The 20,960-nt window shown below is 51.2% G+C and carries 22 protein-coding genes; 19 read left to right on the forward strand and 3 right to left on the reverse strand.

Annotation, left to right across the window (positions count from 1 at the left end; translation table 11 throughout):
- Positions 1-2: 2 nt before the first annotated feature.
- The 12 genes from DQG23_RS13850 (at position 3) to DQG23_RS13905 (ending at position 13,081) form a co-directional block, all read left to right on the forward strand.
- Positions 3-803 (forward strand): type II secretion system F family protein, encoded by an 801-nt coding sequence (locus tag DQG23_RS13850; protein ID WP_113031453.1) that lies wholly within the window; start codon positions 3-5, stop codon positions 801-803.
- A 15-nt stretch (positions 804-818) separates the two neighbouring features.
- Complete coding sequence (locus DQG23_RS13855; protein ID WP_113031454.1) at positions 819-1,040, forward strand: Flp1 family type IVb pilin; 222 nt, start codon at positions 819-821, stop codon at positions 1,038-1,040.
- 2 nt (positions 1,041-1,042) lie between these two features.
- Positions 1,043-2,077 carry a hypothetical protein gene (locus DQG23_RS13860; RefSeq protein ID WP_113031455.1) on the forward strand — a complete coding sequence of 345 codons (1,035 nt, stop codon included), beginning with the start codon at positions 1,043-1,045 and terminating at the stop codon, positions 2,075-2,077.
- 211 nt (positions 2,078-2,288) lie between these two features.
- The gene (locus DQG23_RS13865) at positions 2,289-4,430 is read left to right on the forward strand and encodes a hypothetical protein (protein WP_158560479.1); all 2,142 of its coding nucleotides are present in this window, start codon (positions 2,289-2,291) and stop codon (positions 4,428-4,430) included.
- Positions 4,431-4,454: 24 nt separating this feature from the next.
- On the forward strand, positions 4,455-5,144 hold the full coding sequence (locus DQG23_RS13870) for a TadE/TadG family type IV pilus assembly protein (RefSeq protein WP_113031457.1): 690 nt from the start codon (positions 4,455-4,457) through the stop codon (positions 5,142-5,144).
- A 22-nt stretch (positions 5,145-5,166) separates the two neighbouring features.
- On the forward strand, positions 5,167-5,691 hold the full coding sequence (locus DQG23_RS13875; RefSeq protein ID WP_113031458.1) for an A24 family peptidase: 525 nt from the start codon (positions 5,167-5,169) through the stop codon (positions 5,689-5,691).
- A 5-nt stretch (positions 5,692-5,696) separates the two neighbouring features.
- Entirely contained in the window at positions 5,697-7,310 is a 1,614-nt protein-coding gene (locus DQG23_RS13880) for a DUF6382 domain-containing protein (protein WP_158560481.1), read from the forward strand.
- Positions 7,311-7,465: 155 nt separating this feature from the next.
- Positions 7,466-9,025: an ABC-F family ATP-binding cassette domain-containing protein gene (locus DQG23_RS13885; protein ID WP_113031460.1), complete on the forward strand. Its 1,560-nt coding sequence runs from the start codon at positions 7,466-7,468 to the stop codon at positions 9,023-9,025.
- A gap of 62 nt (positions 9,026-9,087) precedes the next feature.
- Positions 9,088-9,375 carry a Dabb family protein gene (locus tag DQG23_RS13890; RefSeq protein ID WP_113031461.1) on the forward strand — a complete coding sequence of 96 codons (288 nt, stop codon included), beginning with the start codon at positions 9,088-9,090 and terminating at the stop codon, positions 9,373-9,375.
- A gap of 291 nt (positions 9,376-9,666) precedes the next feature.
- Positions 9,667-9,939, forward strand: a complete 273-nt coding sequence (locus tag DQG23_RS13895; RefSeq protein WP_113031462.1) for a hypothetical protein — start codon at positions 9,667-9,669, stop codon at positions 9,937-9,939.
- Positions 9,940-10,079: 140 nt separating this feature from the next.
- Positions 10,080-11,111 carry a M42 family metallopeptidase gene (locus DQG23_RS13900; protein WP_113031463.1) on the forward strand — a complete coding sequence of 344 codons (1,032 nt, stop codon included), beginning with the start codon at positions 10,080-10,082 and terminating at the stop codon, positions 11,109-11,111.
- A 347-nt stretch (positions 11,112-11,458) separates the two neighbouring features.
- Entirely contained in the window at positions 11,459-13,081 is a 1,623-nt protein-coding gene (locus DQG23_RS13905) for an ABC-F family ATP-binding cassette domain-containing protein (protein ID WP_113031464.1), read from the forward strand.
- A 240-nt stretch (positions 13,082-13,321) separates the two neighbouring features.
- Here the strand turns inward: DQG23_RS13905 and DQG23_RS13910 are convergent, their stop codons facing one another.
- Positions 13,322-13,528 carry a hypothetical protein gene (locus DQG23_RS13910; RefSeq protein ID WP_113031465.1) on the reverse strand — a complete coding sequence of 69 codons (207 nt, stop codon included), beginning with the start codon at positions 13,526-13,528 and terminating at the stop codon, positions 13,322-13,324.
- A 91-nt stretch (positions 13,529-13,619) separates the two neighbouring features.
- Between DQG23_RS13910 and DQG23_RS13915 the strand changes: the two genes are divergently transcribed.
- From DQG23_RS13915 to DQG23_RS13945, 7 genes are all read left to right on the forward strand, one after another.
- Positions 13,620-14,297, forward strand: a complete 678-nt coding sequence (locus DQG23_RS13915; RefSeq protein WP_113031466.1) for a DUF6483 family protein — start codon at positions 13,620-13,622, stop codon at positions 14,295-14,297.
- A 30-nt stretch (positions 14,298-14,327) separates the two neighbouring features.
- Positions 14,328-14,825, forward strand: coding sequence for an NUDIX hydrolase (locus DQG23_RS13920; protein ID WP_113031467.1), 498 nt, complete (start codon positions 14,328-14,330; stop codon positions 14,823-14,825).
- A complete protein-coding gene (locus DQG23_RS13925; RefSeq protein WP_113031468.1) occupies positions 14,822-15,142 on the forward strand; it encodes a thioredoxin family protein in 321 nt (106 codons plus the stop codon). Before DQG23_RS13920 ends, DQG23_RS13925 begins: the two co-directional genes overlap by 4 nt.
- A gap of 61 nt (positions 15,143-15,203) precedes the next feature.
- Positions 15,204-15,584: a kinase-associated lipoprotein KapB gene (kapB, locus tag DQG23_RS13930; protein WP_113031469.1), complete on the forward strand. Its 381-nt coding sequence runs from the start codon at positions 15,204-15,206 to the stop codon at positions 15,582-15,584.
- Positions 15,585-15,608: 24 nt separating this feature from the next.
- Positions 15,609-16,394, forward strand: a complete 786-nt coding sequence (locus DQG23_RS13935; RefSeq protein ID WP_113031470.1) for a TIGR00266 family protein — start codon at positions 15,609-15,611, stop codon at positions 16,392-16,394.
- Positions 16,395-16,442: 48 nt separating this feature from the next.
- A complete protein-coding gene (locus tag DQG23_RS13940; protein WP_113031471.1) occupies positions 16,443-17,078 on the forward strand; it encodes a trimeric intracellular cation channel family protein in 636 nt (211 codons plus the stop codon).
- Positions 17,079-17,399: 321 nt separating this feature from the next.
- On the forward strand, positions 17,400-17,909 hold the full coding sequence (locus DQG23_RS13945; RefSeq protein WP_113031472.1) for a GyrI-like domain-containing protein: 510 nt from the start codon (positions 17,400-17,402) through the stop codon (positions 17,907-17,909).
- A gap of 207 nt (positions 17,910-18,116) precedes the next feature.
- Here DQG23_RS13945 and gcvPB read toward each other — a convergent pair whose 3' ends face one another.
- Together gcvPB and gcvPA are read right to left on the reverse strand one after the other, a co-directional pair.
- Entirely contained in the window at positions 18,117-19,580 is a 1,464-nt protein-coding gene (gene gcvPB, locus DQG23_RS13950; RefSeq protein ID WP_113031473.1) for an aminomethyl-transferring glycine dehydrogenase subunit GcvPB, read from the reverse strand.
- Positions 19,577-20,929 (reverse strand): aminomethyl-transferring glycine dehydrogenase subunit GcvPA, encoded by a 1,353-nt coding sequence (gene gcvPA, locus DQG23_RS13955; RefSeq protein WP_113031474.1) that lies wholly within the window; start codon positions 20,927-20,929, stop codon positions 19,577-19,579. The genes gcvPB and gcvPA overlap by 4 nt, the downstream gene beginning before the upstream one ends.
- Positions 20,930-20,960: the final 31 nt, after the last annotated feature.

Raw genomic sequence — 20,960 nt, forward strand, 5'->3', positions numbered from 1 at the left:
CGATGCGGCAAACAAATAATCCGGCTATGAAAAGGCCGCTTTTGGAGTCTCTTGATGAACTTGTGCTGCGTCAATTGGATCGAAGAGGATATCTGAATAAATGTCCGCAGCTCTCGGCCAAAATTCATGTGCGCATGACGATGTTATACGGCGGAAAAGAGGCGGATGCCCGAACGCGATTGTTTATTTCCAAAACGATCGTTCGCACGTTTCTCGTATTTATTTTTTTGCATATGCTTGCACTAATTTCCGGCGATCCGCTCGGCTTTGTTTTGGGAGGTTTTTGCTTTAGCGGCTTTGTGCCTTTTCACGCATACATGAATTTGGAAAAGCAAATCAAGCAACGACGAGTTCGGATTATCCTCGATTTGCCTGAATATGTAGACAAGCTTCTGCTGCTGGTTCAAGCGGGCGAAACCGTTCAGCAAGCGATGCTGCGGTGCATTTCAAATGAGAAGGCCGATGCCGGTCATCCTTTGTACAAGGAGCTTCGGCAGCTTGTCAACGAGCTGAGCAATAACCGTTCGTTTCCGCAAGCAATGGAGGATATGGCCCGTCGGGCCGCCGTCCAGGAAGTTTCGATGTTCTCGAGCGCTATGCTGCTTAATATGCGGCGGGGCGGCGATGAATTGATTTATGCTCTTCGCGAGTTGTCGCGCATGTTATGGGAGAAGAGGCTGTCAACGGCGAAAACGCTAGGCGAGGAAGCGTCGTCAAAAATGGTGTTTCCGATGGTCGTTATTTTCGGTGTTGTCGTTATTGTAGTGGCGGCGCCGGCCATATTGTTTATGAATCAACAATAATGCGGAGGGATGAGGATGGATAGTTGTTGGAGAGGGCGCGTCAAAGCGTTTTGGAAGGATGAGGACGGATTGGGGACGCTCGAAATACTGCTGATTCTTGCCGTTATCGTTGTCATTGCGGTTGCGTTTCGTAAATGGATCATGAAGTGGGTGGGCGATTTGTTCAAAAAAGCGGATACCGAAATTAACAATCAGAACTTGGACGGCAGCAGCATCAGTCCGTCTTCCGCTCCATAAGAATGTCCGAGTCGGTTAAAAATGGCGACTCCCCGGGTTCGGGTCGGCTGTTTCATTGTGAGGAAGGAAGCTATACGCTGGAGGCTTCCCTCATATATCCTGCCGTATTTGTCGGAACGCTGCTTCTGCTGGCATTGGGACTGGTCGTTTACGATCGGGCGGCGCTTACTCAAACAGCTGCTTTAACAGCTGAGCGCACCGCTTTTAATTGGGGGAATTCGTATAAGGATGCATCGACAGGGGCGGCTCCTTTAGGGGCAGGAGACGGCTTGTACTGGCGGGTTGCCGACGACGGAATGTTCGGTTTGCTCCGCTTCTCGAATCATGCTCAACGAACGGCTGTTTTGCTGCCGGACGAAGCGGCTTCGCAGGAGGACGGCATTGTGAAACGGAAGCTCCGGCAAGCGGGACAATCGCTTCCCGGAGGATTAAGGGGCGAGCTAAGTTATACGAATGCCTGGATTAAACGCAGCGTGCAAGTTCGTTTGTCGGGCATTATGCGTATCCCGAACAGGATTGCATTTTGGCGGTTGCGCGAGACTCCTTCGAGTGGCGGATCTTCAGCGCTTGTTTCCGATCCCGTTGAATTGATACGTACGGTTGATCTGACCAGAACTTATATAGAGAGGCTGCGGCAGTCTCTGGCGACGGGCTCCGCGATCGATCAATTGGAGGAGCAGATTGAGTCGGATCCTTCCGTCGCGGAACCCTTTTCCATCCGATCGGAGGCGGAAGCGGCTGCGTATCTGCTAAAGACGATTGGCGGCAAAACGGTTTATTTTGAAACGGATACGGTCGGGCAAAGGCGTAAGGTCGACGTTCTCGACAATGACGGAATTGCCCACGAAGCGAAGTTTACGCTTAATTCGGCTGATGCCAGACTGCAGCTATTGAAAGATGTTGAACTGATGCGCAAAGGGATGGTCAAGGGAGTCGTTTGGCATTTTTTTCGGACGAAAAACGGGAAGATAAGCTTATCGAATAAGCTGCGGCAGGAATTGGAGCAAAACGGAATCATCGTAATCGTCCATAATTGACCGGATTCCAGGCCGGCGAAAGAAAGGGGGAACCGTTACGCTGCGAAAGCTGAGGACAAGACTGCGTTCCGCTAAAGGGTCTGTGTCCGTATACTTGATAATCGTTATCGTGCCAATATTTTTATTCCACGCGCTGCTCATTGACGTCGTCCGTATTCGACAGGCGGAAAGGGAGACCGAATCCGCTGTTCGCAAAGGCGTTCGCTCCGTCATGTCGACTTTCGATTCCAGGCTGCAAACTTACGGGCTTTTCGGTGTTAATGTAGGCATTGATCGTCATGCGGATATTTTTCCCGAGGTGGCAAACCGCAATATGCGATCGGCTTCATCTGCTTCTTCGTTCAGCGATTTGGATATTCGTTTCGACAAGGATGGCTGGAAAGTATCGGCACTGCATACTCTGGCCAATCATTCGGTCTTTCGGCAGCAGGTGCAGGAAGAGATGAAATACCGCGCCCCGATAGAATTTGCGCTTGAATTAACGGACAAATTCCGAAAAACGGGTGTTTCATCGAGCTTGGCTGGGACGGCGTCGTTCGCCGATCATGCGGATGAACTGGAAAAGTTGATGGAGAAGCGGGAGACGGCGCTCGACCAAGCCTGGAACAAGGCGCTTGAAGTGATTGACGAATCGTTGAAGTTGCACGGCAGCTATGAGCGAAAGCTTGCCGAGCTGTATGAGTGGGGACAACGGATCGGTCTGCACGATGTAAACGAACTGCGGAGGGCGCTGAGCGATGCGGAGGAATCGATCCGAAGCATGCGCGAATCGGCCGATAAGATAACGGAAGCGTTGACCAAGACGCGCGGGCGGATTGCAGAGCTTTCCGGCAAAGCCGAAGAGTTAGCCGAGGAACTGCAGTCTTTATATGAAGAAGAGCAATCGTTGGAAAACGATTTGCAATCCGCAGCATCCAGTATTGATGCGCTTGCTGCTAGAAAGATCGAGCTCGATCAGCTGATCGAGGATGCTGTTCGATACGCCGCTGCAGTACAAGCGATTAAGCTGGAAATTGGTCCGGATGCGGAGCGATTTATAGAAATATATAAAGCTGCAGCCGCAGCAATTGATGAGGCGCAGCGCTTGAACGACGATGTGGCGCAGGAAAAGCTTACATTCATCGGAGGAGAGAGTTTGAGCAGCGGCGCAAGTGCCGAAGTATGGCAGCACGTACCGGTTTACGAACTGTCGTATTTTTCCGTTTACAAAACGGACTTGGCTAAGCTGGCGGCTAACGTTCAAGGACTGCGGCAAAAAATCGGAGACACGATTTTATTTACGGGCGAGGCATTCGAAAAGCTTTCGGCATCGGTTTCGGAGCTGCAAGTACAAGCGATCCGGTTTCGAAACGAGCAAGGGGCGAAAGAAGGGACCAGGCATAGCAAGAACGCCGAGCTTACCCGCGGAAAGAACGATCAACGTTCGCTGCTTCAAGGAGTTCTGGACGAAGTGCAGAAGGCTTCGGGAAGCTGCGGGGTTTTGGGGGCCGATTCGTCGGATGAGACTTATAAGCGATTGGAAGGAGATCGACACACAAAAAAAGCAGGACTGGCGGTGAAATACGCCGAGTATAACCAGTCGACGCTGCAAGGAACGGGGCAAGCATATGAAACGGGAGATGCCGATGCTGCTAAAGGAAACGCGGTGTCTTGGATCAAACGATTTAATCAGATGCTGACAAGTTTTCGGACGGAGCTGTATACGAATGAGTTCGCTCTGACTAAATTCAACTACCGGACTTACGGATTAACGAAGGAAGCTGCTGACGGCAACCAAAAATCGGCGGAAAGATCCGATCCGGGCTCGCATGTGCTTGTCAATCAGGAAGCGGAATATATTTTGTACGGCTTGGATTCGTGCATGGCAAACATTTCTGCGGCATACGGCGAAATGTTCGTGATGCTGCTTGCCGTTCGAACGACGGAGGCGCTTGCCGATCCTAAAAAACAAGTGCTCCAGGCTGGTTCGCCGCTGCTCGTTTTTTTGGCCGCCTTGGCGCAAGGGGCGGTTGAAGCTTACGCCGATATGAACAAGCTGGTCGCCGGCGACTCGGTTCCGATTGTCCGAAAGCTCTCTGCCGTGACAATGGATTATAAGGAACTGCTGCGCATTTTTTACATGCTGCATTCGAATGACGCGGCTGCGATGTCGAGAATGCAAGGATTGATCGAACTAAATACCGGCAAAGACTTGGTCGTTCATGCTTCGGTCGTGCAAGCAAGCGCCAAAAGCTCGCTTCAGCTTTGGTTCGGGCCGCTGCTCGCAAACGTTGTATACGCCTCGGGAGGCGTAGGCTGCAAACCGCAGGGCAACCGATGCGAGATGATAAAAACTGCCGTTTTATCTTATTGATTGATAGATGGAAGGTGGTGTCCGATGATCCGGCGCAAAGGGATACATATCCTTCGGCATTTCAAAAGAGATTGTACAGGCGGGGCTGCAGTGGAAGCGGCTGTAACGCTGCCTTTTTTTCTCTTGTTCGTACTGGCCCTTCATTCGCTGCTTCAAATATCCATTGCAGGGACTGCGCTGCAAAAGTCGCTTGCGGATACGACGCAAACGATCGCCGACAATGTATACCCCGTCGAGCTGTTATATGTCGAGGCGAAGTCGCAGGCGCTTCAAAGCAAGCCGGCTCAGCTCCTTCAGGGAATTGCAAGCAAAATCATGAGCGCGAGAAGCGTGGTCACGAGTGCGGAGCAATTGGTGGATCAGTATGCCGCCTTCATTCCCGATGCCCTGCTTGAGTTGGTAAAGCTGGAGCAAACGAAACGCGAACAGCTGGAAGCCGCAGGGCAGGAGCAATTGACCGAGGCGCTGGACAAATCGATTTCGCCTATTTTGAATAAAGCTTTCGAAAAGCTGGTGTTGCAAAGCGACAACGCAAAGAGGTTAAAAGGAGAGCGAATTAAGGTGATCAAGGTAGTGCTGCCCGAAATGGGGAATCACGACAAAGCGTATATCGGAATCGAAGCGGAGTACGAGTTCTCGCTTCCGGTGCCTTTTATTCGGAAAACGGTCATTATCGGCAGAACGTCTTACGAACGGACTTGGGTAGGGAGCTGACGAAAAATAGGGAGGTGAATCGATGTCTTGGTTACTTCTGGCACTTTTATTGGGGGTGGCGTTCTGGACGGACGCGCGTCGCAGCGTAATCCCAAATTGGCTGACAGCCGGAGGCGCTGCTGCAGGCGTTATTGTCAATGGTCTATACGGTGGGGTGGAAGGGCTGCTGGGAGCGGCGGCAGGGCTTGGAACCGGCTTCGGAGTGATGCTGGTGCTGCATGTGTGCGGAGCTCTCGGCGCCGGCGACGTCAAGCTGTTCGCAGCGATCGGCGCGCTTGGCGGCATGCGTTTCGCACTTGTCTGTTCCTTCTATTCTTTGTTTGCCGCAGGGGTAATCGCCCTGATCGTACTAGTGGTAAACGGGAGGCTCATCACACTTGCTAACAGGATCGCATACGTGTTTATCGGCCTCGTTTATTGGAAGCAGTTCGCATGGTTTCGTCCGTCCGAGAGAAGCGGGCTGCTAAAATTCCCGTTTATGTATGCCGTCCTTCCCGGCGCCGTGATTGCAGGTTATGAAACGTTCCTTTTGTCGAATGGAGGATGAATACGATGAAAAGGCCATTGTACGGGCTTGTGGCCGAATGGTCAAAGCCGCAATCCGGATATGTCGCCTTGACTAGCGCTGAGGCGCTGAGTATCGGCGATATGAGCGCGCTTGACGGAAATATGCTGAGGCATAATCGAATCCCCCATTTGCTTCCGGCAGAGTTTGCAGAGATCGACGGCGGGTTGACGATTCATTATCATGCTGCAGGCAAACGGCTGCTTTCCAAAGCGATGCGACGGGATCAAGTAACGCCGCTTGAATGTTTTCGCATTTTATATGCAATAGCATCGGTTATAGACGAAAGTAAACGCTTCATGCTGAACGAGGAGAGGTATGTGCTGCAAGAAGAATTCATTTTTCTCGGGAAGGAGTTAACGGATGTTCACCTCATGTATATGCCGCTCGAATCGATCCCTGGAAAAGGGGCTTTACAGGAGGAATTTCGCCGTTTGACGCGCCGCTTGTTTGAAAGGGTTCGCGATTTTGACGGCTATCGGGTAAATGAATTGCTCGATTGCTTGAAGGAAGAAACATTCGGCATTGCAGCAATGAAGCGGATTCTTCTTGAAATTGTCGTCCAATTGGAGGCGGAGTCAGGGCAGGACAGGTTATTGAGCGAGCATGGGGAGGATGAACAATTCGCAAGGCAAGGAAAAGGTGTTAGCGATGAAGAGGCGCATATTACACCGTTAGGAGTTGAAATCGGATCCGACATGCGGGGAGCCCGATCCGGGCAAGGCGGCGCCGTAAGCTTGAAAATCAAAATTTATTTCGTTTGCGCCGCTATAGGCATACCGATAATATGGCTTTGGTATAACGAACAATCTTCCGATGCGGCCTTGAATATTGGCATAGGGGCTACTTTGTTGTTTGTTGCCGGTTATTTATTTTTCCTGCATGCGGACGTGATGAGAATTTCGTCTGTTAGCAGCGAAGCGCTTGCCGGTGTTAGGGACGATGTCGGGAATATGAGGAGTTCCGCTTTTATGGACGATCAACCGCAAGCGCAAACGAATGGAACGAACGGCTCGATCGAGCCGGTTTGGAATGAAAGGGATTCCCGGAATGCTCAGCCTCTATTCGGAAAAGGAACCCATACATACGTAGGAAGTATCGGCGGGGACGAAGCGCAACGAAAGAAGGCGCACTTGGACGAGTATTATAAGCATTTATCGTCTCATACGAGTCTGCTTGTTTCGAAATCGGAAGCGGAATCGGAACTGGACGAATCGGATGCTAGTTTTTCGGGCGAAACGGTTTTTCTTGGGCAATCGGGAATGGAGACGACGATGCTAGCTCCATCGGCCGTTTTGGAGGTGCATTCGGGAGATGAACAGGTTTTCTTGCCGATAGCTGCAAACCGACTGGTCATTGGAAGGAAAATAGATGCAAGCGGAACGGTATTGGCGGATTATGAGGTTGACGCATCCGGTATTTCCAGGCAGCATCTGGCTTTTGAGCATAACGGCAGCGAATATGTAATCAAGGATTTGGAATCGAAAAACGGAAGCTATTTAAATGGGGAGCGGCTTCATCCTCATAGGGAATACGTTCTTCACGACGGAGACCGAATAAGAATCGCTACGGTCGAATGCGTGTTCAAAAACTTCACATAATCGACGGATCGATGCCGATAAACCCAAGTTCATTTTCGTTATTTTAAGGTACCTCTACTATAGAGGTTTTTTACCTTTTCCTCCTGCCGATGATAATGTTATAATATACGGTGGTAAAAACAGAATTATGAAACGACAGGAGCCTTACAGCAATTATGAGCCTTTTGACTGTAGAAGAATTAAGTCATACTTTTGGAGATCGGGTACTGTTTAAAAATGTCTCTTTCCGTTTGCTTCCGGGCGAGCATGTCGGTATCGTCGGCGCCAACGGCGTCGGCAAATCGACGTTGATGAACATTTTAACGGGGCAGCTGCTGAAGGATCAAGGCAAAGTCGAATGGACGCCGAAGGTACATTACGGATATTTGGACCAGCATTCAAAGCTGACGCCGGGAAAAACGATTCGTGACATCTTGCGCGACGCCTTCCTTCCCTTATTCGAGGAAGAGAAGGAAATGATGGCCATCACCGACAAAATGGCAGATGCGACGCCGGAGGAGCTCGAGCTCTTGCTGGAGCAAATGGGCGAAATCCAGGATAAATTGGAGAACAGCGGATTTTATATGATCGATGTCAAGGTTGAGGAAATGGCTAACGGTCTCGGGATCAACGCCATAGGACTTGACCGCGATGTCGCATCGCTTAGCGGCGGACAGCGGACCAAGGTTTTACTTGCCAAGCTTCTGCTTGAGCAGCCAAGCGTGCTTCTGCTTGACGAGCCTACGAACTATTTGGACGTCGAGCATATCGAGTGGCTGACCGATTACTTGCAAAATTATCCGTACGCTTTTATGCTTATTTCGCATGATACGGAATTTATGAACAAAGTAGTTAACGTCATTTACCACCTTGAGTTTGCGAAGCTGACCCGTTATTCGGCCAACTACGAGAAATTCCTTGAGATGGCGGATATTAACAAGACACAGCATATCGACGCTTACGAAAAGCAGCAGGAATTTATCAAGAAGCAGGAAGATTTCATTCAACGAAACAAAGCGCGGTACTCGACATCCGGACGCGCCAAAAGCCGTCAGAAGCAGCTTGACCGCATCGACCGTATCGATCGTCCGGAGGAAGCGGCGAAGCCGACCTTCGTGTTCAAAGAGTCGCGGGCGAGCGGCCGGATTGTTTTCGAAGGTAACGATATGGAGATCGGGTATACGAAGGCGCTTCTGCCGAAGATGAATATGACGATCGAGCGGGGCGACAAGATCGCGATCGTCGGCTGCAACGGCGTCGGGAAATCCACGCTGCTCAAGACGATTCTGGGAAAAATCAAGCCTTTCAGCGGTTCGACCTATCTTGGCGATTTTCTGTTCCCGTCTTATTTCGAGCAGGAAGTGAAGGCGCCTAATAAGACGCCGATCGACGATGTGTGGAATGAATTTTCCCACATGAATCAGCATGAGGTTCGCGGAGCGCTTGCCCGCTGCGGGCTTAAGAACGAGCATATTACGCGTCCGATGAATATGCTGAGCGGCGGCGAGCAGGCGAAGGTTCGCCTGTGCAAGCTGCTTATGCGTGAAAGCAACTGGATTTTGTTCGACGAGCCGACCAATCACCTTGACGTTGTCGCCAAAGCCGAGCTTCAGCGCGCGCTGAAGGAATATAAAGGCACGATTCTTCTCGTATGCCACGAACCGGACTTTTATGAGGGTTGGGTAACGAAAACTTGGGATGTCGAACAATGGTCGCTTGAGAAAACCGCCCGTTAAGTGATCGGCCTAACGGCCTTTCAAATAAAATAGTCCCTCAAATTCGAAAGGTGGAAAAAAGTATGTTTACGCATATCGTATTTTTCAAGCTCAAAGAGCGCACTCCCGAAGTGGTTGCCAAAACGAAAGAAGTTCTTCTGAACATGGAAGGCAAAATTCCGCAATTGAAGTATATCGAAGTTGGCGCCGACGTGCTTCACACGGAGCGTTCGTATGATATCGCTCTCGTTACGCGTTTCGACTCGCTTGACGATATGAATGCTTACCAAGTCCATCCGGTTCACCAAGAAGTTATTGCATACATGTCGACAGTCCGCGAATCTTCGGTTGCCGTCGATTACGAAGCTTAAGAAACAAGGAAGATTACCGTTATTTTTTTAACATAAAAGAATTAATAGGTTTCACCTGTCAAGTGTTCATATTTCATCGGTAAACGCGCTTATTCAAGCGTATGCTTACGAAGTCGCTTTTTTCGAAAGCATTTAGGACGGCGAAGCCGTTTATCCATGTGATTTATGGAAATGATATTCAATAGATATACAGAAACGTAAAAAGCGAGCAAAGTCAGGCCGCTCTTGTTTTGAAGCTCGTTTAGGTCTATAATCACTTTTTACAAGACATATATTTTTGGAGGTTTCCGCATGATCTATCGTCCTGTTGTAAAGGATGCTAAAATCGTAAAATCGAGTAAGGCCAACGATTCGTTCGAGGTTGCCGTAACGCTTCAGGATTCCGCGAAATGCAAGCTGTTCGTGCAGCTTGTGAACGGCGAGCTGAAACCATCCAGCATCAATCGCCTCCAGAACGTTCCTTGCCCGATCTGCAGGAAAGATTACTACTGCAACTGTATGGAACGCTGCATTGACGAAGTTTTCGAGCAATCGGTCGGTTTGATTCAAGTGCCGACTGTGTAAGGAACAATCATGTACATGAGGGACTGTCCGAGTCAGAGTCGACTTGAGGCAGTCCCTTTTATGCATGGGCGGCGTTTTTTACAAACTTGCGGCAAAAAGGTACAATGCTTTTGAAGGTCACGAGAAAGAGGTCGAATGCGATGAGCGAAATGAACAAAACCTATATACTTAACGTCCTTAAACAATTACTGGAGATTCCTAGTCCAAGCGGATATTGCATGCGGGTGATGAGTTTTGTCGAGAAAGAAGCGGTTAAGCTCGGCTACTCTTTTACAAAGACAAATAAAGGGTGCGGCATTATTACCGTGCCTGGCGCAAGCGATCAAACGCTGGCATTAACCGCCCATGTTGATACCTTGGGAGCGATGGTTCGGTCGGTAAAGCCGAATGGCACGCTTCGGTTTACGTCCATCGGCGGGTATATGATGGGATCGGTAGAAGGGGAATATTGCCTTGTCCATACGCGGGAGGGCAAAACGGTCAGCGGAACCATTTTGACGACAAAGCCTTCCGTTCATGTGTATCCGGACGCCAGAGATTTGAAGCGGGAAGAAGCGGTAATGGAAATACGTTTAGACGAAACCGTGACGACCAAACAAGAAACGGAAGCGCTCGGGATTCGGCCGGGCGATATCGTTTCGTTCGATCCGCGAACTGTTATTTCAGATAACGGCTGGATCAAATCCCGCCACCTTGACGATAAAGCGGGAGTAGCGGCATTGTTCGGGCTGCTTGAGCTGTTGAAGCGCGAGAATGTGAAGCCTGCCAAAACGCTTTGCTGCCTCATTTCCACCTATGAAGAGGTCGGTCACGGCGCTTCTTATATTCCGGATCATGTGTCCGAAATGATTGCGATCGACATGGGTGCGCTCGGCGACGATTTGAACGGTACGGAGCTCGGCGTTTCCATATGCGCGAAGGACTCGTCGGGACCTTACGATTATGAAATGACTTCGCGGCTGATCGAACTGGCCGAACGGGAACGGTTAACTTATGCGGTCGACATTTATCCGCAATACGGCTCGGACGCATCGGCATCGTTGCGGGGAGGAAACAACATACGAGCGGCATTGATCGGACCGGGCGTTCACGCTTCCCATACGCTGGAGCGGACGCATGAGCAGGCAATCTGGAACACGGTATCGCTTCTGGCTGCGTACGTCAAGGAATAACGGCCTTTGGGCAAGGACAGTCGGTTAATGCATGATTCCCGATGAAAAGCGCGTAATCCGGGATATCGAATATTCGGTTTGAGAATGCCGATTCCTGAATTTGTCAGGCGCCAACGCCGGACGGCTGCCGATTTCTTTGGGATAACTAGTTTGTTGCCCTATGTCGATACGGGTACAAATGTGCTATAATAGTGAAGATTTGTTGTCCGGAAGGACGAAATCGGGTCACTGAGGCCGGGGGATTCGAATATAACGAATATGCGGCTAATAGGAAACGGACGGCAGTATGCCGTAAAGACAAAGATGTTTCCATCCAAATATATGATGTAAAGGCGGTAATAGTTAGAATGATCAGCACAAGTAATATTACGTTACGTTACGGCAGCAGAGCGCTGTTCGAGGACGTCAACATCAAGTTTACGCCAGGAAATTGTTACGGATTGATCGGTGCTAACGGAGCCGGAAAATCGACGTTCTTGAAAATATTGTCCGGCGAAATCGAGCAAACACGCGGCGAAGTAAACATTACGCCGGGCGAGCGCATGGCCGTTCTGAAGCAGAACCATTTCGAATATGACGAGCTGCCGGTTCTTACGACTGTCATTAAAGGTCACGCCCGTTTGTTTCAAATCATGGAAGAGAAAAATGAACTGTATGCGAAGGCCGATTTCTCGGATGAAGACGGCATGCGCGCAGCCGAGCTGGAGGGCGAGTTCGCCGAAATGAACGGCTGGGAAGCGGAATCCGATGCGGCAGAGCTTCTGATCGGTCTCGGCATCCCGAAAAATCTGCACGACGTCTTGATGAAAGAGCTTGACGGAAACGAGAAGGTAAGGGTATTGCTTGCACAAGCCTTATTCGGCACGCCGAATATTTTGCTGCTTGACGAGCCTACGAACCATTTGGATCTGGCATCGATCGAATGGCTGGAAAACTTCCTCGGGAAGTATGAAGGCACTGTAATCGTAGTATCCCATGACCGCCACTTCCTAAACCAAGTATGTACGCATATTGCGGACATTGACTTCAGCAAAATTCAAATGTATGTCGGCAACTATGACTTCTGGTACGAATCCAGCCAGCTTGCGCTGAAGCTTCAGCGCGATGCGAACAAGAAGACCGAAGAGAAGCGCAAGGAGCTCGAAGAATTTATACGCCGTTTCAGCGCCAATGCATCCAAGGCGAAGCAAGCGACCTCGCGTAAAAAGCTTTTGGAGAAGCTCACGCTTGAGGATATCAAGCCGTCAAGCCGGAAATATCCGTTTATTAATTTCAAACCGGAGCGGGAAGCGGGCAAGCAAATGCTGGCGGTCGACCGCATCAGCAAAAAAGTCGGTGACGAGCTTGTACTGAACAACGTTACGTTTACCGTGAATACCGGCGATAAAATCGCTTTTGTCGGTCCGAACGGGTTGGCAAAGACGACATTTTTCCAAATCATTATGAACGAGCTGGAAGCTGACTCGGGCGAATTCAACTGGGGCATCACAACATCGCGCGCATATTTTCCGAAAGACAATTCGGAATACTTCGATACGGATCTGAACCTGGTCGATTGGCTTCGTCAGTATTCGAAGGATCAGGACGAAGGCTTTATTCGCGGTTTCCTTGGCCGGATGCTGTTCTCGGGCGAAGAGGCGCTTAAGAAGGCGAACGTGCTGTCCGGAGGCGAGAAAGTCCGCTGTATGCTGTCGCGAATGATGATGACGGCAGGAAACGTACTCATTCTGGATGAACCTACCAACCACTTGGATTTGGAATCCATCACCGCGCTTAACAACGGTTTGATCGATTTTGACGGCACGATGCTTTTCGTCTCGCATGACCATAAGTTCCTGCAGACGATCGCTACCCGCATTATCGAAATCACGCCGAACGGCGTCATCGACAAGCTCATGACATATGACGAGTATATGGAAAGCGAAGATGTCAAACGGCAGCGTGAAGCATTGTACGGCGACGCGAAGTAATTGCAGCGAAAACGGGGTAAGTGAAAGCTTTACCGGCCTTGCCATGGAATACTTCGTTTGAATTGTCCGCTAGCTTTATCATTAACACGATAAGAAAAAAAATAGGTTCCGATCAGAAAAAAGGAAGGCCCTTGACGAATGTCGGGCCTTCCTTTTGACCGGATCGTGCATGATGTTCCTACATAACATAATGATTTGCTTATGTTGTCCGGGCTGCTTTTCGGCTTCCTGGGGGAGGCTCTAACTGCCTCCGGTGCGGCGACGCTGATTGTTGACCTTCTTCGTCATCTGACTGGCGACTTTTTTCGCTGCATTGTCCTTGCTCCGAATATTCGAGTCATTCGATTGCGCTTGCTTCTTCTGTGCGAGTTTGTTGCGTACGGCATCAGCAAGGCTGACCTTCTTAGGTTCGCTTGCTTCCGTTTCGTGATTAGTCGATTCCGCCATGTTGTCACCTACCTTCTTTACACTTTGCACATATTGTAATCCTTTTCCGTGCGGCAGGCAAGATATCAGTTCACGAAAGGAGATGCCGAACTTGTACAGCAGAGATTATTTGGTCAGAATGATCGAACAGATGACGCAAACGCTGGGCCAGCTCTTGGGTTTGAAGGTGGAGCGTAAAGAAGCGCAGGCGCTGCTGACGATAAACGAGTTATGGGGAAAGTGGTTCAGGCTTAATTCGCGTTTAGCGGGAACCCTGTCGGAGAAAGATTTAATCTCGATGCTTTCCGTTAACGGCAATGTCGAGTCTGTCCCGCTGCAAATGGCAGGCGTATTGCTGAAGGAGGAGGGCGATTTTTTCGAAAGACAGGGACATGACGACGAGAGCTACCGGAGACGCGTCAAGTCGCTTCAGCTTTTTCTCGCTGCGAGTGAGAATGGAACCGACAAAGAACCGATCGACGGGAATGCTCATATCGACGATCTGCTCGCTTCGCTTCGACGCTACCAGCTGCCGGAATCGGTTTGCGAAAGGCTTTGGCGTCATTTTGAACGGGAAGGGCAGTTCGCGAAGGCGGAAGACCTGTTGTTCGAATGGATTGATATGCATCGTTTATCCGATGGCGATTTTCATGCCGCTGATGCTGTGGCTCAAGGGGTTGCGTTCTACGAGCGCCTGCTTTCCAATGAGGACGATGCACTGGAGGACGGGAATTTACCTCGTGCGGAAGTGCTGGAGGGGCTTCGAAAGCTGCAAACGGCAGCTGAGTAAAAACATCTTTCCGAATTGGGGGGACAACGCATGATTAGCTATACGATCTGCTTGATCCGCAGAGGCGACAGTATTTTACTGCTCAATCGTCAGGCTGCCCCCTGGATGGGCGCGTGGAATGGCGTAGGCGGTAAAATCGAGCCCGGAGAAGCGGCGGAAGCAAGCGTTCTTCGAGAGGTGTCCGAGGAGACGGGGATCACCCTCGATGCCGTAAGCTACAAAGGCCTTGTCACTTGGCGGGAGAACGGCGGTCATTACGGCGGCATGCATGCTTTTTTGGCCGACGTGCCGGTTGATTTTGCTTACGAAACGCCGCTAGGGACGGACGAAGGCATTTTGGATTGGAAAACGATCGATTGGATCTTGCATCCGAACAACTACGGCATCACGCATAATTTACCGCATGTCCTCAAGCGCATGCTGGAAGAAGATACCTTATATGATCATCGCTGCGTTTTTGCGGATAATAAGCTTGTTTCCATCGAATCCGTCAAACTGAGCGTGCATCCGGAGAATATTCGAGCATGAGAGATATCGACGAAAAAGATTTGCTGCTCAGAGAGCAGGACGAAGGTCTGCGGTATGCGGTTTTTGCGTACACGCCTTTGTGCGGTACCTGTAAGCTGGCAAGCCGCATGCTCGGCATCGTGGAGCAAATGCTGCCGGATTTGGAGCTCGTGCAGTGCAACGTGAACTATGCACCCAAATGGGTGCGAGCGCAGGAAATCACCTCGGTGCCGTGTCTGATTTTATATGACAAAGGTTCGGAAACGGAGAGGGCGTACAGCATGAAATCGGTCGATGAATTGTATATGATGCTGAAGCCTTTAGGCGAGAAGCGGTAAGCTTTCCGCATACCGTCGTGTGTATATAAACAATGCCAACTGAAAAAGGAGGTACAGTCGGATGAATCAACCTTTCGCTATCGGCAACATTGTAAGAGCCGCCTATAAAACGGGCGAATATATCGGCGAGATCGTCGAACTCGGCGCGGAGAAAGCAGCGGTGCGCGTACTGGCGGTACTTCGTCATCCGACGCAGGGCGACCTTCATCGGCCGAATAACCCGGACGTCGGCTTTTTTCATCAGCGCAGAGCGCTGGCTTTTCAAGAGATCGCGCTGATGCCGTATCAAACGATCGGGCTATACAGTCAGCAAATTCCCGATTACAAGGAATCGCTGCGGAAGGCGCTCCAGGCCGACATAGACGCGCTGCAGAAAACCGTCCGGTTTGCGGAGCGGTCTTTGGAAGAGCTTGAAGCATTAAAACGCGATTATAACGTTTAACGATCGATAAGGAGGCGTCCAGCCATGAATGCTCATGAAATTGATTACCGGATCGTCGGGAATGAAATGCAATACGTCGAAATCGAGTTGGATCCGCAGGAAAGCGTCATTGCCGAAGCGGGAAGCTTTATGATGATGGACGAAGGCATTCAGATGCAAACCATCTTCGGAGACGGAAGCTACGAGAATAAAGGGTTTATGGGCAAACTGATGGGCGCGGGCAAACGGCTGCTTACCGGAGAAAGCTTATTTATGACGGTCTTTACGAACGGAGGCTACGGCAAGCAATCCGTGTCGTTCGCCGCTCCTTATCCCGGCAAAATCATTCCCCTCGATTTAAGCGAGTTGGAAGGCAAAGTCGTTTGTCAGAAGGATTCGTACTTGTGCGCGGCTAAAGGCGTTTCGGTCGGAATCGAGTTTCAGCGCAAGCTGGGTACCGGCTTTTTCGGCGGTGAAGGCTTTATCATGCAAAAGATCGAAGGCGACGGCTTGGCATTCGTTCATGCGGGCGGAACGGTTTGCGAGAAAATCTTGCAGCCGAGCGAAATGATCCGTATCGATACGGGATGCCTTGTGGCGATGACCAAGGATGTCGATTACGACATCGAGTTCGTAAAAGGCGTCAAATCCGCGTTGTTTGGTGGCGAAGGGCTGTTTTTCGCGACGCTTCGCGGACCGGGGAAGGTGTGGATTCAGTCGCTGCCGTTCAGCCGCTTGGCGGATCGGATTTCGGCTGCCGCCGGCACGGTCGGACGTAAGGAAGAAGGAAGCGTTCTTGGCGGTTTAGGCAGAATGTTGGATGGGAATTGATCGTTCTCGATCGAACGCATTATAGAGGCAAGAGGAGTTGCTTGAGGGTTGGATTGGGTAGTATTTAGCATCATCGGAACGATAGCGTTCGCCCTCAGCGGCGCGATTGTCGCGATGGAAGAAGATTACGACATATTGGGCGTATTTGTGCTGGGGCTTGCGACTGCGTTCGGAGGCGGCATCATTCGCAACATCCTCATCGAAGCGCCGGTGACGATGATCTGGAACCAGGGATCCCTGCTGAAAATATCGCTAATCGTCATGACGATCTTATTTTTTATGCCGGAGGGCTGGATTTGGCGCTGGAAATCGCTCGAAGCTTTCTTCGATGCGATCGGGCTGGCGGCTTTCGCCATTCAAGGCGCACTGCATGCGGTCAAAATGGGGCTGCCCATAAGCGCAGCGATGGTGGCGGCCGTCATGACCGGCACCGGAGGCGGTATCATACGTGACGTGCTGGCCAAACGCAAGCCTGTCGTACTCCGGGATGAAATATATGCCGGCTGGGCGATTTTGGCCGGGATAGCGGTCGGTATGGGCTTCGGTCAAACAACGTTCGAGCTGATGCTGCTGTTCGCCGTCGTCGTCGTTCTTCGCATGTTGTCCGTTTATTATAAATGGCGGCTGCCTAGACGGTATATTTCGCGTGTGAAGCATGGGCAGGGCGGCAATAAATCGATGTGATCGCTTAAAAGAGAGTGCGGGCCGATAACGGCGCCGGCACTCTTTTTTTGAAAAAAGTAGGCTGTATATGTTTCACATAACGGATATCCATGATTGCTTACGTAACCGTGTCTTCGTCAATCTCTAGTTAAAGACTTGAATGCTAAAAGTCAGCATCAAAGTCGCAGGCGGATGTTTATCCTTGTTTTGAAAATAAGAAAATTTGTTCGTTTGAGGGAATCGAAGAAGGAATATTATGGGATACGGCGAATATAACAAAATGCGAACATATGTTGGTGTTGTGTATCGCGTAAACATTGCGAAGAGGGAGCTGTATCAATCATGATCATCGAAACGAAAATCATCGAGAAGCCCGCATTCAGCGCAGTCGGCATTACCGAAACGATCCATTTCGATTCGTCCGTGCCGCCGTCCGAGAACGCGATCGCCAAGCTTTGGAGCCGGTTCAACGCCCGAAACCCGGAAATACAAGGCCAGGTCGGCTGGCGCGGCTTCGGACTGATGCTGCAAAATCCCGACAATCCGCCAGGCGCGCCGTTCGAATACACGGCAGCCGTGCAAATTCATCAGGATTTTGATATTCCAGAGGGGATGACGCGCATCGAAGTGCCGGCTGCACGATATATCGTGCTCACTCATCGCGGGCCGCTGGACGGAATCGGCGATGTTTTCGGACATTTTTGGGGACATTTGCTGCCGAACAGTTTATATGAATATGACGGGGGTACCCGCACGGGCAAATACGAATTCGAGTTTTACGACCAGCGCTATACGAAAGCTAACGATCCGAACTCCGAAATCGACTTGTATTTCCCGATCCGCGATAAATAACTGGCAGACTTTCGAATCCAGCGAAAAAGCCGCCAACCCATATTACTTAGTGGGATGGCGGCTTTTTGAGTGCTCGGACTCGTTTGTTCGACTTCTCTTTAAACGCAGCATATCCTTCGGGTAGGGATAACTAAGAGACGTCTCGGGCTGCATGTTTATCATAACCTGGGTCAGTAGGGTCATGAAGGAATGATTCTTGCACAATGCTTACCCGCAGCTGCAGTTTAATACCGGCTTGCGTGCAGCCAGCGCCTCGTCGAGACGGCTGACGTCCGTTGTGTATGGCGCGTTCAGGAGTAGCTCCGGATTTTGCTCCGCTTCTTGCGTGATTTGGATCAGCGTATCGATGAAAGCGTCGAGCGTTTCTTTGCTTTCCGTCTCGGTCGGCTCAATCATGATACATTCCTCGACATTAAGCGGAAAATAGATCGTTGGCGGATGGTAGCCGAAATCGAGCAGCCGCTTAGCCATATCGAGCGTGCGGACGCCCCATTTTTTCTGGCGGTTGCCGGACAGCACGAATTCATGCTTGCAGGCCCGATCGAAAGGCACGTCAAAATGCGGAGCCAGTCGGCGCAGCATATAGTTGGCGTTCAGTACGGCGTTTTCAGAAACTTGACGAAGCCCTTCGCCTCCGTAAGTACGGATGTACGTATAAGCGCGCACAAGGATGCCGAAATTGCCGAAATACCCTTTGACGCGGCCGATCGATTGCGGAATATCCTGCAAATAATACGTGCCGTCCGCTTTGCGTCCGATAATCGGCGAAGGGAGGAAAGGCGCAAGCTTCGACTTCACCCCGACAGGACCGGCTCCGGGGCCGCCGCCGCCGTGAGGGGTGCTCATCGTTTTGTGGAGATTGAGATGCACGACATCGAATCCCATATCGCCGGGACGCGTAATGCCCATAATCGCATTGGCATTGGCGCCGTCATAGTACAACAGGCCGCCCGCCTCGTGAACGATCGCCGCGATTTCGACGATTTGCTCTTCGAATAGGCCGAGCGTGTTCGGATTCGTCAGCATGAGTGCGGCCGTATCCGGTCCGACGTCTGCGCGCAGCGCCTCCAGGTCGACAAGACCTTTGTCGTTCGATTTAATCGTAATCGTATCGAAGCCGGCGACGGTGGCGCTGGCAGGGTTGGTGCCGTGCGCGGAATCCGGGACGATTACCTTCGTGCGATGCTCGCCGCGGCTTTCGTGATAAGCGCGGATCATCATCAAGCCGGTCCATTCGCCATGCGCGCCAGCAGCAGGCTGAAGCGTCACTTCATCCATGCCGGTCACTTCCTGCAGATCCTGCTGCAAGCTGTACAGCAGCTCAAGAGCGCCTTGTACCGACGATTCCGGCTGATAAGGATGAATTTTGGCAAAGCCGGCGTAACGCGCAACATCTTCGTTGATTTTAGGATTATATTTCATCGTGCAGGAGCCAAGCGGATAAAAGCCGTTATCGATCCCGAAGTTGCGGCGGGACAGAGCGGTGTAGTGGCGGATAACATCCACTTCATATACTTCCGGCAGCTCCGCAGGCTGGCTTCGCTGAAGGCTAGTTGGGATGAGCGAATCGATTTCAAGCTCCGGAACGTCGCAATCCGGCAGCGCGTATCCGACGCGGCCAGGCTGGCTCAGCTCGAAAATGAGCGCTTTATCGTGTTTTGTCGTAGTCATAGCCATTCCTCCAAGCTTGCGGCAAATTGAACGATTTCTTCGCGGCTCCGCTGTTCCGTTACGGCAATAAGCATGTTGCCCTTCAGCTCCGGATAGTCGATCCCGAGATCGTATCCGCCGATAATTCCTTGACCGAGCAAATAGTCGTTCAGTTGAGCGACGCTTGTTCCTTCCGGCAGCTTTACGGCAAATTCGTTAAAAAATGGGGCGGAAAACGTTAGCTCCGTTTGCCGCAAGCTCTCCAAACGCTTCGCGGCATAGTGCGCTTTTTGCAAGTTCAGCTTGGCTACGTCGAGCATGCCTTGCTTGCCGAGAGCGGACATATAGACGGATGCGCAAAGGGCAAGGAGTGCCTGATTGGAGCAAATGTTGGACGTCGCTTTTTCCCTGCGGATGTGCTGCTCCCGCGCTTGCAGCGTCAGCACGAAGCCGCGTTTGCCGTTGCGGTCGACCGTTTGTCCGACGATCCTTCCCGGCATTTTGCGCATCCATTTGTCCGCCACCGCGAAAAATCCGCAGGTAGGGCCGCCGAACGAAGCGGAAATTCCGAGCGGCTGCGCGTCGCCGATTACGATATCGGCGCCAAGCTTGCCCGGCGCTTCCAAAAGTCCAAGCGAGAGCGGGTTGCAGCTGACGATGAACAAGCTGTCCGTGCCGTGCGCGATCGGCTCGACTGCACGAAGATCTTCGATGCAGCCGAAAAAGTTCGGCGATTGTACGATAACGGCGGCGGTTTCCTTGGATACTTTAGCGGATAGCTCCTCCAGATCGGTCACGCCGTTCTTGCAGCCGATCTCGACGACTTCGAGATTCAAGCCTTTCGCCGTTGTCCGCAAAATATGCCTTGCTTCCGGGTGAACGGCGCGGGAAACGACGATTTGCTTTCTTTTGGTAGCGCCGCTGGCAAGTGCGCCTGCTTCCGCGAGGGCGGTCGGACCGTCGTACATGGAAGCATTCGCGACCGCCATACCGGTCAGCTCGCAAATATAGGATTGAAACTCGAAAATGGCCTGCAGCTCGCCTTGGCTGATTTCAGGCTGGTAAGGCGTATACGCCGTATAAAATTCCGAACGGGAAATCACATGATTGATGACGACCGGGATATGATGATCGTAAATGCCTGCGCCAAGAAACGACGCGTAGCGGTCGAAGTCGGCGTTTTTGCCTGCTAGAGCTTTCATATGCTTGAGCATGGCGGGCTCGCTCAGCGGTCCTTCAATATTTAAGGTTCCTTGGAAACGTACGGAAGCGGGGATATCGGCAAAAAGCTCCTCGGTGCTTGAAATGCCGATCGTTTCCAGCATTTGAGCCCGGTCCTGTTCCGTCATCGGTAAATAGCGATGCTTCATAGCTTTGGAATAGCTCCTTTCAAGGTTCGCA

The sequence above is a fragment of the Paenibacillus contaminans genome (assembly GCF_003285015.1).
Taxonomy (GTDB): Bacteria; Bacillota; Bacilli; order Paenibacillales; family NBRC-103111; genus Paenibacillus_V; species Paenibacillus_V contaminans.